General features: G+C 62.9%; 13 protein-coding genes. 5 read left to right on the top strand and 8 right to left on the bottom strand.

The annotated features are described in order from the left end of the window. Nucleotides 1-28: 28 nt before the first annotated feature. Nucleotides 29-1,267, bottom strand: a complete 1,239-nt coding sequence (locus HNQ60_RS04370; RefSeq protein ID WP_184329778.1) for a thiamine pyrophosphate-dependent enzyme — start codon at nt 1,265-1,267, stop codon at nt 29-31. Nucleotides 1,268-1,436: 169 nt separating this feature from the next. On the opposite strand from HNQ60_RS04370, the gene HNQ60_RS04365 reads away from it, so the two are divergent. Continuing rightward, on the top strand, nt 1,437-1,922 hold the full coding sequence (locus HNQ60_RS04365; RefSeq protein WP_184329777.1) for an Lrp/AsnC family transcriptional regulator: 486 nt from the start codon (nt 1,437-1,439) through the stop codon (nt 1,920-1,922). Between the two features lie 107 nt (nt 1,923-2,029). On the opposite strand, the gene HNQ60_RS04360 is transcribed toward HNQ60_RS04365, so the two are convergent. From HNQ60_RS04360 to HNQ60_RS04345, 4 genes are all read right to left on the bottom strand, one after another. Next, nucleotides 2,030-2,971, bottom strand: a complete 942-nt coding sequence (locus tag HNQ60_RS04360; RefSeq protein ID WP_184329776.1) for a 3-oxoacyl-ACP synthase III family protein — start codon at nt 2,969-2,971, stop codon at nt 2,030-2,032. Between the two features lie 56 nt (nt 2,972-3,027). Next, nucleotides 3,028-3,873, bottom strand: a complete 846-nt coding sequence (locus HNQ60_RS04355) for an ABC transporter substrate-binding protein (protein WP_184329775.1) — start codon at nt 3,871-3,873, stop codon at nt 3,028-3,030. Nucleotides 3,874-3,970: 97 nt separating this feature from the next. After that, nucleotides 3,971-5,740 (bottom strand): acyl-CoA dehydrogenase, encoded by a 1,770-nt coding sequence (locus HNQ60_RS04350; RefSeq protein ID WP_184329774.1) that lies wholly within the window; start codon nt 5,738-5,740, stop codon nt 3,971-3,973. A 41-nt stretch (nt 5,741-5,781) separates the two neighbouring features. Then, nucleotides 5,782-9,270: a methylmalonyl-CoA mutase family protein gene (locus HNQ60_RS04345; RefSeq protein WP_184329773.1), complete on the bottom strand. Its 3,489-nt coding sequence runs from the start codon at nt 9,268-9,270 to the stop codon at nt 5,782-5,784. A gap of 191 nt (nt 9,271-9,461) precedes the next feature. Here HNQ60_RS04345 and HNQ60_RS04340 point away from each other — a divergent pair, with 191 nt between their 5' ends. Together HNQ60_RS04340 and HNQ60_RS04335 are read left to right on the top strand one after the other, a co-directional pair. Next, nucleotides 9,462-10,142, top strand: a complete 681-nt coding sequence (locus tag HNQ60_RS04340; RefSeq protein WP_221304002.1) for a TetR/AcrR family transcriptional regulator — start codon at nt 9,462-9,464, stop codon at nt 10,140-10,142. A gap of 25 nt (nt 10,143-10,167) precedes the next feature. Further along, nucleotides 10,168-10,716 carry a cob(I)yrinic acid a,c-diamide adenosyltransferase gene (locus HNQ60_RS04335; protein ID WP_184329771.1) on the top strand — a complete coding sequence of 183 codons (549 nt, stop codon included), beginning with the start codon at nt 10,168-10,170 and terminating at the stop codon, nt 10,714-10,716. Between the two features lie 37 nt (nt 10,717-10,753). Here HNQ60_RS04335 and HNQ60_RS04330 read toward each other — a convergent pair whose 3' ends face one another. Then, nucleotides 10,754-11,809 carry a hypothetical protein gene (locus tag HNQ60_RS04330; RefSeq protein WP_184329770.1) on the bottom strand — a complete coding sequence of 352 codons (1,056 nt, stop codon included), beginning with the start codon at nt 11,807-11,809 and terminating at the stop codon, nt 10,754-10,756. Nucleotides 11,810-12,019: 210 nt separating this feature from the next. Here HNQ60_RS04330 and HNQ60_RS04325 point away from each other — a divergent pair, with 210 nt between their 5' ends. Next, nucleotides 12,020-13,915: an outer membrane protein assembly factor BamB family protein gene (locus HNQ60_RS04325; RefSeq protein WP_184329769.1), complete on the top strand. Its 1,896-nt coding sequence runs from the start codon at nt 12,020-12,022 to the stop codon at nt 13,913-13,915. Here HNQ60_RS04325 and HNQ60_RS04320 read toward each other — a convergent pair. Continuing rightward, a complete protein-coding gene (locus HNQ60_RS04320; RefSeq protein ID WP_184329768.1) occupies nt 13,893-14,867 on the bottom strand; it encodes a hypothetical protein in 975 nt (324 codons plus the stop codon). The genes HNQ60_RS04325 and HNQ60_RS04320 overlap by 23 nt on opposite strands. A gap of 175 nt (nt 14,868-15,042) precedes the next feature. On the opposite strand from HNQ60_RS04320, the gene HNQ60_RS04315 reads away from it, so the two are divergent. Then, entirely contained in the window at nt 15,043-18,732 is a 3,690-nt protein-coding gene (locus tag HNQ60_RS04315; protein WP_184329767.1) for a PDC sensor domain-containing protein, read from the top strand. Between the two features lie 111 nt (nt 18,733-18,843). Here the strand turns inward: HNQ60_RS04315 and HNQ60_RS04310 are convergent, their stop codons facing one another. Continuing rightward, complete coding sequence (locus HNQ60_RS04310; protein ID WP_184329766.1) at nt 18,844-20,589, bottom strand: DUF885 domain-containing protein; 1,746 nt, start codon at nt 20,587-20,589, stop codon at nt 18,844-18,846. Between the last annotated feature and the right edge of the window lie 43 nt (nt 20,590-20,632).

Raw genomic sequence — 20,632 nt, 5'->3', positions numbered from 1 at the left:
GGCGGTTAGCGGTCAGCCAGAGCGCGGATTAGGCGCCGCGCAACTTGCGCATTTCTTCGCGCTGGCGCTCGAGATGGTCCGGGACTTCCTTGAACACGTCGTCGAAGAGTGTGTCCGGGTCGAGTGACGGGCCTTCCGTCATCGTTCCGTAGGACACTGACTCCTTCCACTGCTCCGACACGAGGGCTTCGAGTTCCTGCTCGAGAGCCCGGTGCTGCTCCTCCGACCACGCACCGAGCGCGATCAGGTGATGCTTGAGTCTTTCGATCGGGTCGCCGAGCGGGAACGACTTGAATTCGTCCTTCGGGCGATAGCGAGAGGGATCGTCGCTGGTCGAGTGCGGGCCGGCGCGGTAGGTCACGTGCTCGATCAGTGTTGCACCGGCGCCTGTGCGCGCTCGCTCGGCAGCCCACTGCGTAACGGCGTTGACAGCAAGGTAGTCGTTGCCATCGACACGTACGCCAGGAATGCCGTAGCCCGGTCCGCGAGCTGCGAATGTCTGCTGCTCACCGCCTGCGAATCCCTGGAAAGTCGAGATCGCCCACTGATTGTTGACGACGTTGATGATCACCGGTGCCCGGTAGACCGCGGCAAAAGTCATTGCGTGATGGAAATCGGCTTCGGCAGTCGCGCCCTCGCCCGTCCAGGTCGCAGCGATGTGGTCTTCGCCCTTGATCGCCGCGGCCATCGCCCAGCCAACGGCCTGCGGCACTTGCGTCGTGAGATTTCCGGAAACGGAGAAGATGTTGCCGCCGCCCCAGTGATACATGATCGGCATCTGCCGGCCTTTGCACATGTCCTTCGAATTCGACAGGCACTGGCACATCAGGTCCATCACGTTGCGGCCGCGTGCAATGTGCAGACCCTGCTGGCGGTACGACGGAAAGAGCATGTCGCCGGGCCGCAGCGCCATCGCCGCTGCAACCGATACGGCCTCTTCGCCCATGGAGCGGATATAGAAAGAGACCTTTCCCTGACGCTGTGCCTTCTGCATCCGATCGTCGAGCGCGCGCGTCGTCATCATGTGACGCAGACCGATTTGAAGTTCAGTGGGCTCGAGATGCGGATCCCAGGGACCCACGGCCCGGTGATTCTCGTCGAGCACGCGGACGAGCGTCGTCGCGAGGTGTGCAACCTGATCGGCCGGAGCGCGCGTGTCGGGTCGGGCAACGCTGCCCGCGGGCGCGAGCTTCAGGTAACTGAAGTCCGCCTGTTCGCCGGGACGGGCGGGCGGATGCGGGACATGCAGACGTGAAGCTGAGGGCATGGAGGCACAACTCCTTCGATCGTCATTCGGGTTCTGGGCCGGGTTCTCGGGCGTTCTGGCCGCTGCGCAGGTTACGCCCGGCCGGGCGCGGACTTATTGCCAAAACTTGCTCCGGAACCCCCGGTTCTGAAACACTTCTTTCAGGATCGCACAATTCGTGCAATGAATGATGCAGCAGATGACGCAACGCGACCTCGACCCCATGGACCTGCGAATCCTCGACGTCCTGCAGCAAAACGGCAATGCCTCCGCAGCAGAAATCGCCGAGCAGGTGGGCCTCACCGCCACCACGGCGTGGCGGCGCATCTCGCGACTGGAAGAGGAAGGAATCATCCGCCAGCGGGTCGCCTTGCTGGATCGGGAGGCGGTCGGTCTGACGGTGATGGTCTTCGCGACCGTGCGGCTGTCGAGCCAGGGACGTGACGCGATCGAGAAATTCAAGCAGGCGGTGCGCAAGCATCCCGAAATCCTCGAGTGCTACACGATGCTGGGAGAAACGGACTTCCTGCTGCGGATCGTCACCCGCGACATCAAGGCGTACGAGGCGTTCTATCTCGACTACCTGTCGCGTTTTCCCGGCGTCCAGGTCGTCAACTCGTCGATCGCGCTGGCGCCGATCAAGGAGACTACGGCGCTGCCTTTGACTAAGGCGTGAAGAGGGAAGAGTTTCACACGGAGTTCACGGAGGCCACGGAGTTGCAGGAAAGCTTCTTCTCCGCATATCTCCGTGAACTCCGTGTGAAACTCTAAGCTCTTCGCTCTTCATCCCCGAAGCAACGCCGCCCCCGCCGAATAGCCGCCGCCAAACGTCACGATCACTCCAACCTGTCCCCGGGCAAGCCTCTGCCAGTTCCGGTGATACGTGATCGCGACGCTCGCGCAGCCTGTGTTGCCCAGTTCCTGAATCGTCAGCGCGACACGTTCGGCCGGCATCTTCAGATGTTCGGTGACGCAATCGATGATGCGCTTGTTGGCCTGATGAGGAATCACGAGTTGCACGGCATCGATGTCGAGGCCGTTGCCCTGCAGGATGTTCTGCGCGGCCGCGACCATTTCGCGGCAGGCATGCATGAAAATGTCCTTGCCATAGAGCATCACCAGGCCGTCCTGGTGCGGGACCATCTGGATGCCTTCCGGGCCCCGACCGAGATCGCCACGCCCGACGGCGCGAACGTCCACGATCTCGATGCCCTGCCCGCTTCGGTCCTTCGTCACGACGAGTGCGGCTGCGCCGTCGCCCCACAGATGTCCCGACTTGTCGTCGCTATCGCGCGAATAGAGGCTGTTGTGCTCGACCGCGATGACGATGGCCTTCGAAGCACGACCGGACAGGAAGTACGCGGCGACCACTTCGAGCGCATCGATGAACGATGAGCAGGCCGTCGAGAGATACAGCGCACGAGCGTTGTGAATACGGAAATGCTTCTGGACGACGTGAGCAATCGTCCCGATCGTGTCCCACGGCGTATATGACGCGCCGATGATCAGGTCGACGCCCTGGAGGACGTCCGGTGACTGGCGCACCAGATTCTCCACCGCCGCGATCGCCATCGTGTTCGCGTTCTCGCCCTGGGCAGCCCGGCGCCGCTGGCGGATGCCGGTCAATTGCTCGAACCAAGTCGTCGGCCGCCCTGTCAGCGCGCTGAAATACTCATTGTCGACGACGCGCTCCGGCACGTACTCGGCTGATGCATGAATGAACACGGGAATCGAGGGCTCCGAATGAATCGGCGCGGATTATCGCACGGACCGCGACCGACTTACCGGGGGACGGCGCGTGTTACAGCATGGGGAACGTCCGCCTGTTTCCGACACCAGGCGGCGATCAGCCGATGGATCTCGCGCACGCCGTCCGTCAACGCCGCGGGGCCGGGCTGCAGGATGATCGGTGATTTGATTTCGTGCAGCTCATCGTCGGCCACGGCAGGAATGTCCTGCCACCCCGACCGGTCTCGCACGATCCGCGGCCGGAATTTCTTGCCGCACCACGAACCGAAGATGATTTGCGGCGCTGCGCGGATCACCGCGGATTCATCGGCAATGATCCGGTTCTTGCCCAGCGATTCGACCGCGTATTGTGGGAAGCACTCCTCGCCTCCCGCGATCTGCACCAGTTCCGACACCCATCGGCTGCCAACGATCAGGGGCACATCCCATTCTTCGAAGTAGACACGGGGACGCACTGGAAACTGCGCCGCGGCCGCATGAATCTCGTCCAATCCGGCGGCGAGACGTTCGCACAGCTGGTTCGCGCGGGCTTCGCAACCCACCATGCCGCCGAGCATCCGGATCATCGTGAAGATCCCGGCGACATCGCGATGATTGAAGACATGCACGTTGACACCGTTCCGGATGAGCTCCGCGGCGATGTCGGCCTGCAGATCGGAGAAACCCAGAACGAGATCGGGCTCGAGCTCGAGGATCTTGTCGATCTTCGCGCTGATGAAAGCGGAGACTTTGGGCTTCTCTCGACGGGCGCGTGCGGGACGCACCGTGAATCCGGAAATGCCGACGATCCGCCAGTCCTCCTCGAGGAGGTACAGCGTCTCCGTCGTCTCTTCGGTCAGACAGACGATGCGGTGAGGGTAAGCTTCGCGCGCGGACATTGCGGAGATGCTACAGGAGCCGCCTCTCTTGTTGTGGGTCCGACTTTAGTCGGACGTCAGCGCGTCAGCGCAGGGCCGGACCCACAGTAGAGATCGATCAGAACAACGCCGGGTCGGCGTCGACGATGCTGGTCGACCCCGACTTCACCACTGCCGCATACGCTTGCGCCTGCGGCAGAATGTGCTCCACATACGCACGTGCGATCTGCTGCTTGCTGCGGTTGAACTCCGCGTCGTTGGTCACGTTCTTTCGCGTCAGGTCGTCGGACTTCGCCATGAGCCAGCCGCCGATCGCGAAGCCGCACAGCAGCAGATAGGGCACGGCGACTGCCTGCGGTTGCTCCGGACCGCGACGATGCGCGTCGAGCAGATCCTGTGTTGCTTCGCGCAGCTTCCGGACAGCGTCGATGGCTGCGGCACCAATCGGCGTTCCCTTGAGTGAATCCAGGTCGGACAGCATGTCGGCGATCAGCGCGTTCATTGCGGCGCCTGCATCGCGGCCGACCTTGCGGCCAATGAGGTCGCCGGCCTGAATCCCCGTCGTTCCTTCGTAAATGGTCGTGATGCGAACGTCGCGGTAGTACTGCGCTGCGCCGGTCTCTTCAATGAATCCCATGCCGCCGTGGATCTGGACGCCGAGCGACGTCGCAAGCAGACCCATTTCGGTCGACCAGCCCTTCACGATCGGAATCAACAGATCGCCGCGTGACTGTGCAGCAGCGCGCATTGACTCGTCGGTGTGACGACGACCGAGGTCGAGTTGCAGGGCGGCGTAGAGCGCGATGGCGCGGGCCGCGTCCGCATAGCCCTTCATCGTGAGGAGCATCCGCTTGATGTCCTGGTGATACGCGATCGGCAGCGGCTTGCCTTCGGCTGGGCCGCTCTTGCCGCCCGGCCGGCCCTGCACTCTCGTGCGTGCGTAGGCCAGCGCGTGCTGATACGAACGCTCCGCAAGCGCATAGCCTTCGAGGCCGACGGACAGACGTGCGGCGTTCATCATGATGAACATGTATTCGAGGCCGCGATTCTCTTCGCCGACGAGATAGGCCACTGCGCCCTGCTTGTCGCCGAAAGAAAGCACACAGGTCGGGCTGCCATGAATGCCCAGTTTGTGTTCGATGGAGACGCAGCGCACGTCGTTGCGTTCGCCGAGGCTGCCGTCCGCCTTCACCAGGACCTTTGGCACGATGAACAGCGAAATGCCCTTCACGCCAGCCGGCGCCCCCTCGACTCTTCCGAGCACGAGGTGAATCGTATTGCTCGTAAGATCGTGGTCGCCGTACGTGATGAAGATCTTGCTGCCATGGAGTCGGTAGTGATCGCCTTCGCGCACCGCACGCGTGCGAATTGCCGCAAGATCCGACCCGGCCTGCGGTTCGGTGAGCACCATCGTGCCCGTCCATTCACCGCTGATCATCTTCGGCAGGTACGTCTCCTTCTGTTGCGGCGTGCCGCAACGCTCGATCGCCTCGACAGCGCTCTGCGAGAGCATCGGGCAGAGCTTGAACGCAAGATTGGCGGAGGCCCAAAGCTCCTCGACCGCGGTGCCAAGCATCGTCGGCGCGCCCTGTCCACCATGCTCCGGCGACGCACGCAGCTGGGCCCACCCACCAGCCGCAAACTGCGCGTACGCATCTTTGAACTCCGGCGGCATCACGACGCCCTCGGCCGTCCATTTCGCGCCGCGCGTATCGCCAACGCGATTGATCGGCTGCAGCACTTCCTCCGCGAACTTGCCCGCTTCTTCGAGCACCGAGTCGGTGAAGTCCGGCGAATACTCTTCGAGCCCTGGCAAGCCGGCCAGCTGGTCATCGCCGAGCAGGTTGTGCATCACGAAACGAAGATCTTTGAGGGGGGCTTTGTACATGGCTGAGCCTGGCTGAAAGAGAACTTGATGAGTAGCGGTGCTTACATGCTGCGTCGGTACTGGCCGCCGACGTCATACAGGGCGCGGGAAATCTGGCCGAGCGAGCAGACTTTGACGGCATTCATCAGTTCGCCAAAGACGTTGCCGCCGGAAGTCGCGACAGCCTGCAGTTTCGCGAGCGCCGCAGCCGACTTCGAAGAATTTCGCAGCTGGAAGCCACGCACGGCGGCCACCTGGAAATCCTTCTCGTCATCCGTCGAACGAATCAGCGCGACGCTCTTTGCCTGCTCGCTCTCGGGCTTCTCGCTGAGGAACGTGTTGACGCCGATCAAAGGCAGCGTGCCGTCGTGCTTGAGCTTCTCGTAGTGCATGCTCTCTTCCTGGATGCGGCTGCGCTGATACATCGTTTCCATCGCGCCGAGCACACCGCCGCGCTCCGAGAGCGACTCGAATTCCTTGTAGACGGCTTCCTCCACGAGGTTCGTCAGGTACTCCATGAAGAACGAGCCCTGCCAGGGGTTCTGGTTCTTGTTGAGGCCGAGCTCGCGATTGATGATGAGCTGGATCGCGACCGCGCGGCGCACGCTCTCCTCGGTTGGAGTCGTCAGCGCCTCGTCGTAGGCATTCGTGTGCAGCGAATTGCAGTTGTCGAAGAGCGCATACATCGCCTGCAAGGTCGTGCGGATGTCGTTGAACTGGATTTCCTGCGCGTGCAGCGAGCGACCGGAAGTCTGGATGTGGTACTTGAGCATCTGGCTGCGCGCACCCGCGCCGTAGCGATCCTTCATCGCCCGTGCCCAGATGCGGCGGGCAACACGACCGATGACTGCGTACTCCGGATCCATGCCGTTCGAGAAGAAGAACGACAGGTTCGGCGCGAAGTCATCGATCTTCATCCCGCGCGCAAGATAGTACTCGGCGATGGTGAAACCATTCGCGAGCGTGAATGCGAGCTGGCTGATCGGGTTCGCGCCGGCCTCGGCGATGTGATACCCCGAGATCGACACCGAGTAGAAGTTGCGGACTTTCCGCTCGATGAAGTACTGCTGCACGTCACCCATCATGCGAAGCGCGAACTCAGTCGAGAAGATGCACGTGTTCTGCGCCTGGTCTTCCTTGAGGATGTCCGCCTGCACGGTGCCGCGCACGAGCGACAATGCTTCGGCACTCAGGCGCGCGTGCTCTTCCGCACTCAGCACTCCCGCTGCGATGAGCTGATCGCTGGTGATTCCCAGGAGATTGACGCCCGACCCGTCGTGGCCTTCCGGAAGGTCGCCGTTGTAATGCGGAACCGCGTCCGCCATGCCCTGACGCAATTCGACGATGCGCTTCTCCGCCGCGGCCCAGCGTCCCTCGGCTCGCAGGAAACGCTCGACGCGCTGGTCGATGGCCGTATTCATGAACATGGCGAGCAGCATCGGTGCCGGGCCATTGATGGTCATCGAAACCGACGTCGTCGGTGCGCACAGATCGAAGCCCGAATAGAGCTTCTTCATGTCGTCGAGCGTCGCAATGGAAACACCGGAATTTCCCGTGCGTCCGTAGATGTCAGGCCGCGTATCGGGATCTTCGCCGTACAACGTCGTCGAATCGAAGGCCGTCGACAGACGCGTGGCCCCATGGCCTTTCGCAAGATAGTGGAAGCGCCGGTTCGTCCGCTCCGGTCCACCCTCGCCCGCGAACATGCGGATGGGATCCTCTTCTTCGCGACGGTAGGGATAGACACCTGCCGTGTAAGGATAGCTGCCGGGCAGGTTCTCGCCGAGGATGAAGCGCAGCGTTTCGCCCCAATCGCGGAACTGCGGTGCCGCGATCTTCGGCATCGGGTTGCCGCTCAGTGAGGTCGTGTAGTTGTCGCCCATCACGTCGCGATCACGAACGCGATACGTGTACTGCTCGTCACTGACTCCGCGAACGCGCTGCGGCCAGCGCTTCAGTTCGCCAATGCCTTCGTGGCCGACCGCATCCAGTGCGGCGTTGTATTCGCTGCGAAGCTGGCGACGCGTCTGATCCGCCGCCGCCTCGTTCAACGCCGCATCATCGAATCGATCCAGGGGCCCCGGCAGACGGGCATCGTGCAAGGCCCTCAGGGATTCATAGAGTCCGAACGCTCGCCGGGCAGCATCGGCTGCCCGCTCAACGTGCTCGTTGGCACGACGTCCGCCAGTGGCAATCTCCGCCAGGTAGCGACTGCGGGGCGCGGGAATGAGCGGATCGCGCGAAACGAACTCCGTCGGGCCTACGTCGCCCACCGTCCAGGTGCGGGCGCTGCCTTCCGGCGGGACCTTCCGATCGATCTGGCGACATAGCTCCGCGAACAGCTTGTTCACGCCCGGATCATTGAATCGGCTGGCGATCGTCGGGAACACCGGCAGCTCACTGTCCGGGAGCTGTGCACGCTCGCGATGATTGCGACGCCACTGCTTCCGAACATCGCGCAACGCGTCTTCGGCGCCACGCTTCTCGAACTTGTTCAGCACGATGACATCGGCGAAGTCCAGCATGTCGATCTTCTCGAGCTGGCTCGCCGCACCGTACTCACTGGTCATCACGTAAGCGGAGACATCGACGAGATCAGTGATCTCCGTGTCCGACTGACCGATGCCGGCGGTCTCGACGATGATGAGGTCGAAGTTCGCAAGCCGCAGCAGGCCGATTGCATCCTTGAGCACCGCACTTGTCGCGAGATTCTGACGGCGCGTTGCCAGCGAGCGCATGAAGACATTGCCCGCCGACAGGGCGTTCATGCGGATGCGGTCACCGAGCAGCGCGCCGCCCGAGCGTCGGCGCGTTGGATCCATGGCTACGACAGCGATATTGCGATCGGGGAAATGACGCACGAAGCGTTGCAGCAACTCATCGTTCAGGCTCGACTTGCCCGCGCCGCCCGTGCCGGTCAACCCGATGACCGGGGTGCGTGTCTTCGTTTTCGCGATCGCCCGCCGGATCGGATCGTCGCTCGTATCCTCACCGGTCGCTTCGAGCGCGGAAATGGCCTGCGCGATCGAATGATGATCGCGGACGTTCAGCGGTCCGAAGGAATATGCCGGCCGGGCCACTGAGCTCACACGCTTGAAGACATCATCGATCATCCCGTCGAGTCCGAGCCGACGGCCGTCTTCCGGCGTATAGATCCGTTCGACGCCATGCTTCTCGAGCGCCTCGACTTCGTGGGGTGCGATCGTCCCGCCGCCGCCGACGATGACGCGAATGTGCTCGACACCCTTCTCGCGCAGCATGTCGACCATGTACGCGAAGTATTCGTTGTGCCCGCCCTGGTAGGACGAAACGGCAATCGCATCCGCGTCCTCCTGGATCGCCGCGCGCACGATCTCGGCGACGCTGCGGTTGTGGCCCAGGTGCACGACTTCCGCCCCGTGCGATTGCAGCAGGCGGCGGATCATGTTGATCGCGGCATCGTGGCCGTCGAACAGCGATGCCGCGGTGACGAAGCGCAATGGCCTGTTGGCGCGATCAGCGGCCTCGGTGCCGGCGGGAACAGTGCGGGCAAGCGCAGCAGCAGTACTCATCTCGGCGGCACCTCGTGGGGGCTCCGGCTCAGGGCCGGCCGCAAAAAGGCGGTGAAGGTACTTCACCGTATAGACTATACTGGTGAGTATATTTAGCGCGCCCCGATCCGGTCAAATGCGACGGTCGGACGGTTGGCGCAGCGCGTCAATGCACGGGTATGATCTTCGCGAATCCGCGATGGAGCTCACGAGTGGCCGGTCGATCGACAAGAGACAACGCAGTCAGGAAACCCTCCTCCGCGAGTGCCGCGACGCCCGAGGCGACCGCGCTGTGGTCGCCAGTCAATTCACGTGTCCGGGATCGTGAACGCAAGCGCGATGCGGTCATTCAAACGGCCGCGAGAGCGTTCCGGGCGCGCGGCTATCACAACACTTCGCTCGATGACATCGCCGCTGAGCTCAACGTCACGAAGCCGACTGTCTATCACTACGTCCAGAACAAGGAGCAGCTGCTGTTCGAATGCTTTCGAGCGGGACTGCGACAGATCATGGAAGCGTTCGACGAGGTCGGCTCAACGAAGCTCTCGGCGCGCGAGCGGCTCGGCATCGTGATGGCCCGCTATGCCGAGGCGATCACCTCTGATTTCGGCTGGTGCATGGTTCAGGCCGAGAACCAGGACCTGAGCCCGGCGATGAGCAGGAAGGTGAAGAGCCTCAAGTCGGAGATCGACCAGGGCCTGCGCGGCTTGATCCGCGAGGGTGCGCGCGACGGGTCGCTGCGAAAGTTCGATGAAAAGATGGCAGCGTTCGCGATTGCCGGCGCGTTGAACTGGATCGCTCACTGGTATCGCAGCGACGAGGCACTCACAGCCGCAGAGATTGCCGAACGGTTCATCGAGCTGTTCAGCATCGGCCTCGAACGCAAAGCCTGATCTTCACTACATCGATACACACGTCATGGGCCACCGACTCAGCAAGATCTACACGCGCACTGGCGATACCGGCACGACGGGCCTCGGCGACGGAACGCGGGTGCCGAAGACGCACGGCCGCATCGAGGCATACGGCGCTGTGGATGAAGCCAACAGCGCGATCGGCATGACACTCGCCGTAGCGGGCCTGCCGGTGAACCTCGTGGAGTTGCTGACGGAGATTCAGCACGACCTGTTCGATCTCGGCGGCGAGCTCGCTGTCCCCGGCTATCGCGCGATCACTCAGCCGCAGATCGATCGGCTCGAGCAGGAGCTCGACAAGCTCAATGAACCCCTGCCGATGCTGAAGGAATTCATCCTGCCGGGCGGCGGCCCCGCTGCAGCGGCCTGCCATCTCGCTCGAACGATTACGCGCCGCGCTGAGCGGGAAGTCTGGCGCCTGATGGAGACAGAATCCGTCGCGACCGAAGTGCCGCAGTACCTGAACCGGCTATCCGATCTGCTCTTCGTTGTCGCGCGCGTATTGGCGCGACATGAGAATGGGCAGGAAGTGTTGTGGAAGAGGAAGCGGTGACGGCCGGAGTCGCCTGACCGTCAACCGCCAACCTTCTTTACTGTTTCTTCGCGCCCTCTCCCGCCGCTGCCTGGCGCTCCGCTTCACGCGCACCGGCGAGAATGCCCGGCAGCGCATAGTTGCCTTCGTGACAGGCGTATTCGTAGATCTTCTCGTTCGTCTGGTTCATCGCGATCTGCGCACGCCAAGGCTTCGTGAATGTCGTCGGATCGTCGATCTGGAACTCGTAGAGAATCTTGCCCGGTTCGACGCGCGTGAAGCGCTCCGTGACTTTCAGATTCTCGGAAGCGCCGCGAAACACCTGCTGCCTGCGGAAGTGGGTCGTCTCGACGACGAGCGTGTCGCCTTCCCAGCGACCGATGGAATCCCCCATCCACTTGCGGATATCTGACGGGTTGTGCGTCCCGCCCAATCGCACGATGCGCGCGTCGTGCACCATCTCCACGAGGATGACGACCGTGTCCTTGTTCTGAACGATCTGGTAGTTGTTGTTGTAGAGCAGTGGAATCATCGGCGGGCCGGCGCTCGATCCGAACGAGAGAATGCAGCGTTCGCCGAGTGAGCGTGCTTCCGGACCGTCGGCGGAACCGCCACCCCCTCGAAACGCCGCCATGCGGGCCGCCATTGCCTTTTGGGCTTCAGGCAGCAACGGCGGCACTTTACCGTTCGGCGGATCGACGATCATCGACGTCCGGTATTCGCCGTTCAGTTGCATGACTTGCGTGCCGGGATCGACCCAGAAGCTGTTGTACCCGCAGTTCACACCGGTGAAACCGCGACCGCAGTCATGCGGCAGATCTTTGATGCCGAGTTTCGGATCGGTTGGTGCGTTGGCCCGTTCATTGGCCTCGGCTTCAGTGTTCTCGACGCTCTGTGCTTCTTCCTTCGACAGCGCCAGGCGGTCGCCGAATTTCGCGTCGCGCTCGAGCGGCGTGAGCGTCGCGTTCGTCCAGTTGCCTTGCAGATCGGGATGACCGTCGGCCGTTCGCGGGACCTTCCATCCCTTCGCGCCCTGATCCGCGCCAACCGCCGCACCTGAAGCAGCGATCAGGACCGCGACAAGACCGGCTCTCACGAGCAAAGCGTTCGTCATCTCACACCCCCGAGAAATGGGGCGGCTGTATCGCCGCTCCCGTCGTCGGCCGGAGCTTATCGCGAAGAATTGCAAAAAGGTCGCGCGCGGGCGCGATCCATCGCCCAAACAACGTCAAGAATCGACAACCACTCCGCGCCCGACGCAGTGCGCGAGATCGCTCTGCTACGATCCTCGAGGATCAGAATAATTCGAGCCCCGGGGGTTGCTGTGAGATTCCAGTCTCTTGGCGTGGCGCATGCATTGGCGCTGACCGTTTCCGTTTACTTCTCAACTGCGCTCGCTGCCGACGCGCCGCCTGCCGCGGCACCGGCCCATCCCGGCAAGGCGATCTACGATCGCGCGTGCGCGATGTGCCACAACAATCCAGAGGCGACCCGATCGCCATCGCTCGACACGCTGAAGGCGATGCGCTACCAGACGATCGACTACGCGCTGACCCAGGGAAAGATGCAGGCGCAGGCTTCAGCGCTGTCCCCGAAGGAACGCGCAACACTCGTCGAATACCTGGTCGGCGCTCAGGCTGCGAGCGACAGCTGGATTGCCGACTTCATGTGCCCAGCGGATCGCCGTACACCCGATCTCTCCGCGGCACCGACGGTCTACGGTTTCGGCTTCGACGAAAAGAATCACCGGCATCTCACGGCGGCGCAGGCAGGACTCAAGACCGCTGACCTCTCCAATCTCGAACTCGCCTGGGCAATCGGCTTTCCGAAGGCCACGACCATGCGGTCGCAACCCGCTATCGTCGGCAAGACGCTCTTCTATCCGGTCCCCGAACTCTCGCGTCTGTTCGCTATCGATGTATCCACGCCGAAACCGTGCGTGCAGTGGGTCTACGAACACGAGTCGCCGTTGCGCACCTCTCCCACCTATGGAGAGTTGCCGGATTCCAAACGAAAGGTGCTGGTGTTCTCCGACCTCAGTTCGAACACGCACATGCTCGACGCGCGCACAGGCGAGCGACTCTGGAAGACTCACGTTGGTCTGTATCGGTTCTCTCTGACGACGGGCACCCCGATCCTTCACAAGGATCGTGTCTACGTACCGATCTCCCAGTACGAAATCTCCGTCGGCGGCAACGACAACCACGAATGCTGCATCACGCACGGCGCGGTGACGGCGCTCGATGCGAAGACCGGAGCGAAGATCTGGACTGCCCACACGATGGAGGAAGCGAAGCCCATCCGCGATCGTGGTGACGGCAGGATGCTGCTCGGTCCGTCTGGTGCGCCGATCTGGAACTCCCCCGCCATCGACGAGAAGCGCGGCGTGCTGTACGTCGGCACGGGTGAGGCAACGTCCGAACCCGCGGCGCCGACGACTGATGCGATCCTGGCGATCGACCTGAAGGATGGCAGCATTCGCTGGCACTTCCAGGCGACCGCGAACGACATTTTCCTCAGCGGCTGCTTCGGTGAGAAGAAGGGCCTGAACTGCCCGCGCGAATCGGTGAATCGCGACGTCGATTTCGGCGCCTCCGTCATCGTGGGTAAGCGCTCGAACGGAGCCGACATCGTGCTCGCCGGTCAGAAGTCGGGAACCCTCTGGGCACTGGATCCAGACACGGGCAAGGTCACCTGGCGCCAGGACTTCGGCGAAGGCTCACCGCTGGGCGGGATTCACTGGGGCATCGCATACGACGGCGAGCGCGTGTTCGCGCCGATCAACCGCCCTTACGGCATGCGCGGACAGACGGGCGTTCAGAAGCCCGGCGTGCATGCAGTGAAGGTCGATACGGGTGAAGTTCTCTGGACCTATGTTGCCGAGCCGGACTGCAGCGGTGACCGGAAGGAGCGGGTGAAGAGCTGCGATACCAACATCGGGCTCTCGGCAGCCCCCGCGGTCATCGATGGCGGACTCGTCACTGGCGGCCTCGACGGCTTCCTGCGCGTGCACGACGTGAAGACAGGCAACGTGCTCTTCAAGTTCGACACCGCACAGAAATTCCAGACGGCCAACGGCGTCGACGCCAAAGGCGGCTCCATCGACGCCGCCTCGATCGCGGCCGGCAATGGATACCTGTTCGTGAACTCCGGCTATGGAATGTTCGGCCAGGTGCCCGGCAACGTGCTTCTCGCGTTCAGGCCGAAGCCGTCGAAGTAACGTCGGCGTGCATCGATGGCAGTCGCACGACTTGTGCGATGTCATCGAGCGCCTGCCGCTCCGCTTCGAGTGATCCGCGCCGACTGAAGAGCACCCGCTCTCTTGCTGCCGTCGCGGCCGCCCTTGCGGCCCCTAGAATGATCTCGCGATAGCTTTGGCGCTCGTCGCGAGAGAGGCCATCGAACATCAGCAGCAATCGCTGCAGTTGCGCAGGCAGCGAGCCCCAGCTCGCCGGATCGTTCGCCAGCTCCCGCAGCTTCCCTTCGCACAACCCCGTGTGAAACAACGCGCCGACGAGCGAGTCCGGACCGCACTTCTCAAGCGCCCAGCTGAGCGCCGCATCGTTGGCCGCGCGAAACTCCGCGAGCAATCCCGCCGGTCCGTTGGAGCCTGCCGCTGAGACATGCAGAACAGCGAGGAGCGGCGCGACACGAAGCAGACGCCACCGACAATCGTCATGGCCGACGGACCAACTCGGGCGATGCGCAGCCCAGCTCACGTCGTCGAGTACAAGGAATTCACCTGACGTATCGCTTGCCGTTTCATCCGCGTCGAGAATCGCGATGCGTCGCGTCGCCTGCGTCGTCAGGCAGATTGCGAGAATACGGCGGGCATCGACCCGCGAGATCCCGGCCCACTTCGATCCCAGGCTGACCGTGTGATGGTGCGCCACGGGCCCGAAGACCATTTCGGCAACTTCGCTCTGGCCGCGCACGTCGTGCAGGCGGTCGGCGAACGACTCGATCGCCCGCAGTCTCTGCAACCGCTCGGACTGCGTGAATTCGGCAGCAATGCAGCTCTCGAGGCCTCGAAGCGCCACGAAACCGATGTGCTGGACGCCGAGACCGATCTGCGGGGACACATTGCACGCCAGTGCACGCCCTCGCGCTGCGATTGCAGCAATCGCAGCGCTTCTGACCGAATAGTCGAAGGTGCCGTGAAGTCCGTTCATGACGCCCGCTCCGCAAGGTGACGTTGGTATATCAACGCGCTTGTGACTTCGAATCCAGTACCCGTTCGTTCAATTGCAGCAGTGCGACACTCCGCCGAAACTGCTTGCGCTGCAAGGACTCGCAGGAGATTCATGCCGACGCAGTTCACATGCGCATCGTGCATCGGGCAACACCATGAGCGCCAAGCCGGATACCACTGACGGCTCCTTGCTCGCGCGGGCTCGCGTCACGTGGATGCCGATGATGGCGACCGCGCTGCTGATTGTCGTTCTGACGATGGTCGGTTACTTCGGGCTCGCGTACATCAAAGGCAGCGCGTTCCAGGAAGAGCGTGCATTCCGCGTGCTCGGCGAAGTCGCGCGGCAGTTCGACAACATGCAGGGTGCGATGGCGAGCCTGCTCACGCTCGTCCCCGAATCGTTGTTCAAGACCACGGACTGCAACGTCGAGCGGGAAGACCGGCTGCAATATCTGGCCAAGCTCGATCTGCAGGGACTCGAGTTCACCAGCACTGCCGACCCGACCGCCTCGTCCAAGGCCACCAGCGACGTCTGGCGCGATCAATTCCGAATCGAGCTGGACGACCCCAAGCGCCGCTTCACGGTGCGTTCGATCACGACGATTGCGCGCCCGTCGAAGGGGCAAACGGGCGTGTCGTGCCTCCTCGAGATTCATGGCAGCCTGCAACAGCACCTGCCCGCGTTCGTCGCTCAGCGCTACTTCGACCAGGTCCTGTTCGCCATTCCCACGGGCGAAGTCCTGGCAAGCGTCACTGGCCGCACTGCCGATCGCTCGCTGATCGAACTGCAGCCCGATGCATTGGCGAACAGCCTCGTCGCGGATGCGCGCACGTTGCTGCTGCGCGGCGCCGATCTCCTCGATCCTGCAAGCGTGCGAAACTTCTGGGACACCAAGGCGGAGCAGAAAGCTCAACGTTCGTTCCCTGCCCCGTTCCTTGCCGTCGCGTTCCGGCAGACCATCGGCGGAGCGAACTACGTCGTATCGATACTGCCTGTCACTCCGACCTACGCAACGCGCGTTTCGAACGCCAACAGCAAGACAACGGGCGATGCAAGCGACGCGTCCATCGCAACGCCCCAGCCTACGCTCTACCTCATCGGCCTGAAGCGGGAGAACCTGGGCCAGCAGGTCGCGGATGCCCTGGGGCCCGAGGGCACACTCGCGATCACGACCGTGGTCCTGCTCGGTGTTCTCCTGTGGCCCTTCATCGGCCTTCGCTTCTCGACGCCGCACACCGCGATCTCGGGATTCCAGGTATTCGCTGTCATTGTGTCGCTCGCCCTCATCCCGGTCGTGCTCACGACATGCGCGGTCTGGGTCTGGAGCAAGCTGAAGACGGAGATCTGGGCCGATCGCGCGGCCGAACACTACGCAGCCGGCATCGAGAATTATCTGCAGGGCGAGCTGGCCGAAAACGTCCAGTTGCTGTCGTTCTATCGCAAGCTCGCTGGCAGCAGCCCCACTTGCTCGATGCTCAAGCGGGCGCCGATCCGCATCGAGCCGGGCCGGCGCCAGATTCACTATGCGCGCGCATCGCACAACAAGGACGATCCTGTCTGCAGGCTCTTCCTCACGTATCCGCTCGCTGGCGAACGAACGGTGCTGAAGAACTGGTCACCGCTGCGCACGGCAGTGTTTCTCGCGGCGGACGGCTCGAGCATTGAACCCAGAATCACGGCGTTCGGCGAAGTGCCGGTCAAGCAGCATCTCAACGTCGGCAATCGCGAGTACGTCAAGGCATTGCGCGAGGGCCAGGGCTGGCTCGCCGGTCGCAATGAAGACAGCGGCACCCGTTACGTCGCCCAGCGCCTGTTCAATCGATCCGATGCCGCTCGCGTCCTGCAGATCGCCATCCCGAGCGGCACGGAGAGGTCCGACCTCGATGGCTTCATCATCGGTGATACGCGTGCGTACGGACTCACGGCATCGGTTCGTCCGCCCCTCCTGCGCTTCGCGGTGATCAATCGCGAGAACGGTCAGGTGATCTTCCACTCGGATGACGAACGCAGCCTGAGCGAGAATTTCCTGGTCGAAACGGAACTGAACGCGCAGCTGCAGGGTGTTCTGCGCACACGCACGTCGGCACGACGCATCTCGCTCGATGACCATTTCGACGGCAAGTACGGCGGCGAAGCGCATCGCTTCTACTATCGACCGTTGAGCGGCACCCCGTGGGGCGTCGCCGTGTTCTACCCGACACGAGTGCTCAGCAACGTGTCGCTCGATGCAGCGATCGCAACGCTGGCGACCTGCATCGCCGCCGTAACCCTCATCATCGCGGCCCTGATCGCAACGATTTTCCTGGGCAGCGTACGCCCCGACAGACAGCTGCTCGCCGCGATCTGGCCGCAGTGGGAATGGCGAAATCACTATCCGCGCATCGCGGTAGGACTGACGATCTGCGGCGGTCTGTTCATCACCGCACTGATCTCCCGGTTGCACGCTGCAGAGTGGACGGCATCAGCGGGCGTTGCCGCGGCGGGCGCGATCGTCGCCGCGCTTCTGACTCTGGTGCCTCGCATCCAGGTGCCGATCTCCGATCCACGGCTCTATCGTCTGTTCTACTCATGGAGCGCAGTGGCCACGCTCGGTGTTCTTGTCGTCATCCCGACAGCAGTCGTCGCGGTGCGCTTCCAGGATGTGTCGATGCAGACCTATCTGCGCAGCGCCCTGGTCCAGACGGCCGCGGACATCGAACAGCGCTCACGCATCATGAACAGCGACCTGCGCCGCTGGGTCCCGAAGACACCCGAGCGCAACTCGCGCTATCCCGATGCGGCCACCCTTTCCCGCACGCTGCCAGTGCCCGGCATGGTCGCGACGATCGATCCGGACCGGGACCGCTCGACGCTGTGGATGGTCACCGCGCTTCCCGCAATGCCCTGGATCGATGCAGCGGGACCACCGGAGCTTGGCAGCGTGCGACGTACGATCTGGCGCATCACAACAGCGACCAGCCCGCAGCAACGACAAGGGACGCGTCCATCGGCCGCGCTCGGCTCCGGCAGCGACGAAAGCGATCGGATGATGCGCGCGAGCGTGCAGCGCATCGTCCGCACCGTCGACGGAAGAATGCTGCGTGTACTGGCAACCAGCGACGGATCGCACAGCCGTCGCTCGCCGCTTCTGCGGACGCCGGAGCTCGACCATCACGAACAATGGTCGACCATCGAACTGGCGGTTGCGTTGGGTGCCGTGATGCTTCTGATCATCGTCATGCTGGCTTCGATGACCGCACGCAGGATGTTCGGCATCTACATCCCGTTCGCCGTGAGGCATCTGCCACCGCCGCCCGGACAGGCATTCCCGTTCGATGAACTGCTTGCAGCCGAACTCAGTATCGATCGCGCGCGTGCGCAGGCCGGGGCCCGCTTTACCGAGAAGGATGCCGCCGACATCCGCAAGGTGCTTTGCGAACCGCGCTATCGCTCGCTCTGGACAGGACTGAACGCGGATCAGCGGCAGCTGCTGCACCAGCTGGCAACGGGGCAGTACGCGAATCCGGAGAACACCAGCGTCATCGAGCAATTGCTCTATCGCGGCTACATCCGCTTGCGGCCCTGGCCAGTCATCACGGACGGCGGTTTCGCCGAATTCGCACGCATCGCGCCCGAGCTCGCGGAATTCAAAGGCGACCAGCGCCTGTGGGCCGACGAAGCCCGCGGCAGCACCTGGAATCGCATCCGCAAACCACTGCTGTTACTGGGCGTGCTCGTCGCCGTGGGACTCATGGCGCTCGCGGGAAGTACCCTGCAGATCCTGTCGACGGCGCTTGCAGCGATCGCGGCGTTGCTGGGGTCGGTGACGCAGGTGACGAACTTCGTGAAGAAAGACGACAAGTGAAGGCTGGTGCAGCAGACATGGCGTCCTCCCGCGCATGCGGGAGTGCATCTCGTCTCTGAGCCCATCCCGCAGACCGGATGGATTCCCGCGTTCGCGGAAATGACAGAGGGCTCACTTCACGCCGGGAATGAACTCCTCCATCACCGCCTTCTCCAGCAGATCGAACGGCAGCAACCCCTGCCCGATCAGGAAATCGTGGTACGGCTTCTCCGAGAACTTGTCGCGCAGGAGCAGTTCCACCTTCGTGCGCAACGCATCGAGCTTCGAGTACCCGTAGTAATACGACGTCGCCTGGCCGGGTGCGTTGAACGTGTAGCGATCCACTTCCTGCTTCGCCATCGGCTCTGAGAGCATCACCTCGTCCATCAGGAAGCGCTGCGCGGCTTCCGGCTCCATCAGACCGAGGTTGAGCATCGGATCGAGGAAAGCCCGTGCCTGCCGCATCATTCGCATCTGCAGCGCACCGAGCTGGCCTTCCGGCGGCAGATATTCCTTCATCAGCGCCTCGGCATAGAGCGCCCAGCCTTCGACGTTCGCGCTGTTGAACGCGTATACGACGCGGGCTGTCGATACGCCCCGCTCCATCATCGCCGCGAACTGCAGTTCATGGCCCGGACGGGCTTCATGCGCCGTCAGCGTCCATGCGATCGCGTCGTAGTTGAAATCGTCCATCTCCGCACCGGGCTTGGCATTCGGGTTGCGCGTCGGCAGGACGAACTCGGCGGGTTCGCCCGTGTTGCCGATCAGCCGCGGGGGATCGATGTGCGGCGCAGGACTCGCGGTCGATTCCGCCTCCGTGCCCAGCCGGATGACGGCTTTCCGATTGGGCAGCGTCACGATGTTCTCGCGCCGGACGATGCCTTCTATGGTCTCCAGCCTTGCGTAGTAGACCTCGAGCAACTTGTCGTTCGGAATGCGTTCCGTCTTGAGCTTGCGGATGACATCGCGGTAGCTGTCGATCTTCCAGCCGCGTTGATCGGCAATCGTCTTCGCGACAGTTTCGATCTCGCTGCGCGTCTGGCCGTAGTTCGCCATCGCGCGATCGATCAGTTCGCGCGGATCCGCCTCGACGCCGAACTGCTTGAGGTTGTTCGCGTAGAGCTCAGCTGGGAGCTGACTCGTCTTGCGTGCATGTGGGATCACCGTTGCACGCGCCCACTTGCCGTATTCGTCGACCTGCTTGCGCAGCGTCTTCATGTCGGCTTGCCAGCCCTTGAGGCCGCTCTCCTTCAGCAGCGTTTCGATGCCTTCCAGGTAGCGGTCCTGGTTGTCCAGATACTGCTCCGCTTCGACGACCCATGGGCCGAGCAACGCGGGATTCGTCGCTGCTTCTTCATAGCGCTGGCGTGCGAGAACCGTGACTGGCTCATATCCGCTTTCGCGACCGACATAGCGACGCAGGCGAACTACGGCATCCTTCTGCCGATCTTTCGCTACTCGCGAATCCAGCAGATTCTGGAATCCGCTGTATATGGCCTGCGGCAGATCGAAGAACGGCAGCAGGTATTTCCGGTTGAGCTGCAGCGACGTGCGCTGATCGCGAGCGGCCTTGACGAGGATGTCGAGATCCTGACGCACACGCGCATCGGTCGCGCCGGCCCGTAACGCCTCGAGCCGCGTGACCGCCGCTTCCAGATCGGCCTCCTGCCGTTCGCTGAATCGCGGCTTCACATCGAATACTTCCTTGTCGTGCCCTTCGATACCGAGCGACGTCGCGCCTTCGGGGCCGTACTTCGCGGTGATGTCCAGGAGGATCTGCGCGTTCCGGTTGCTCTCTTCGAGCCAGCCGGTGTCCGCGGCGATGGACGAGAAGCTGATCGCCGTCAGGGCGATGAAGCAAAAGAGTCTGCGAATCATGCGGAGGGCCTCGGACGGAGAACTGAGATTGCGCGCATCGTCA

The sequence above is a fragment of the Povalibacter uvarum genome (assembly GCF_014202975.1).
GTDB lineage: Bacteria > Pseudomonadota > Gammaproteobacteria > Steroidobacterales > Steroidobacteraceae > Steroidobacter > Steroidobacter uvarum.
The sequence above is the reverse complement of the archived record's forward strand: the minus strand, read 5'-3'. Positions and strand labels throughout refer to the sequence as shown.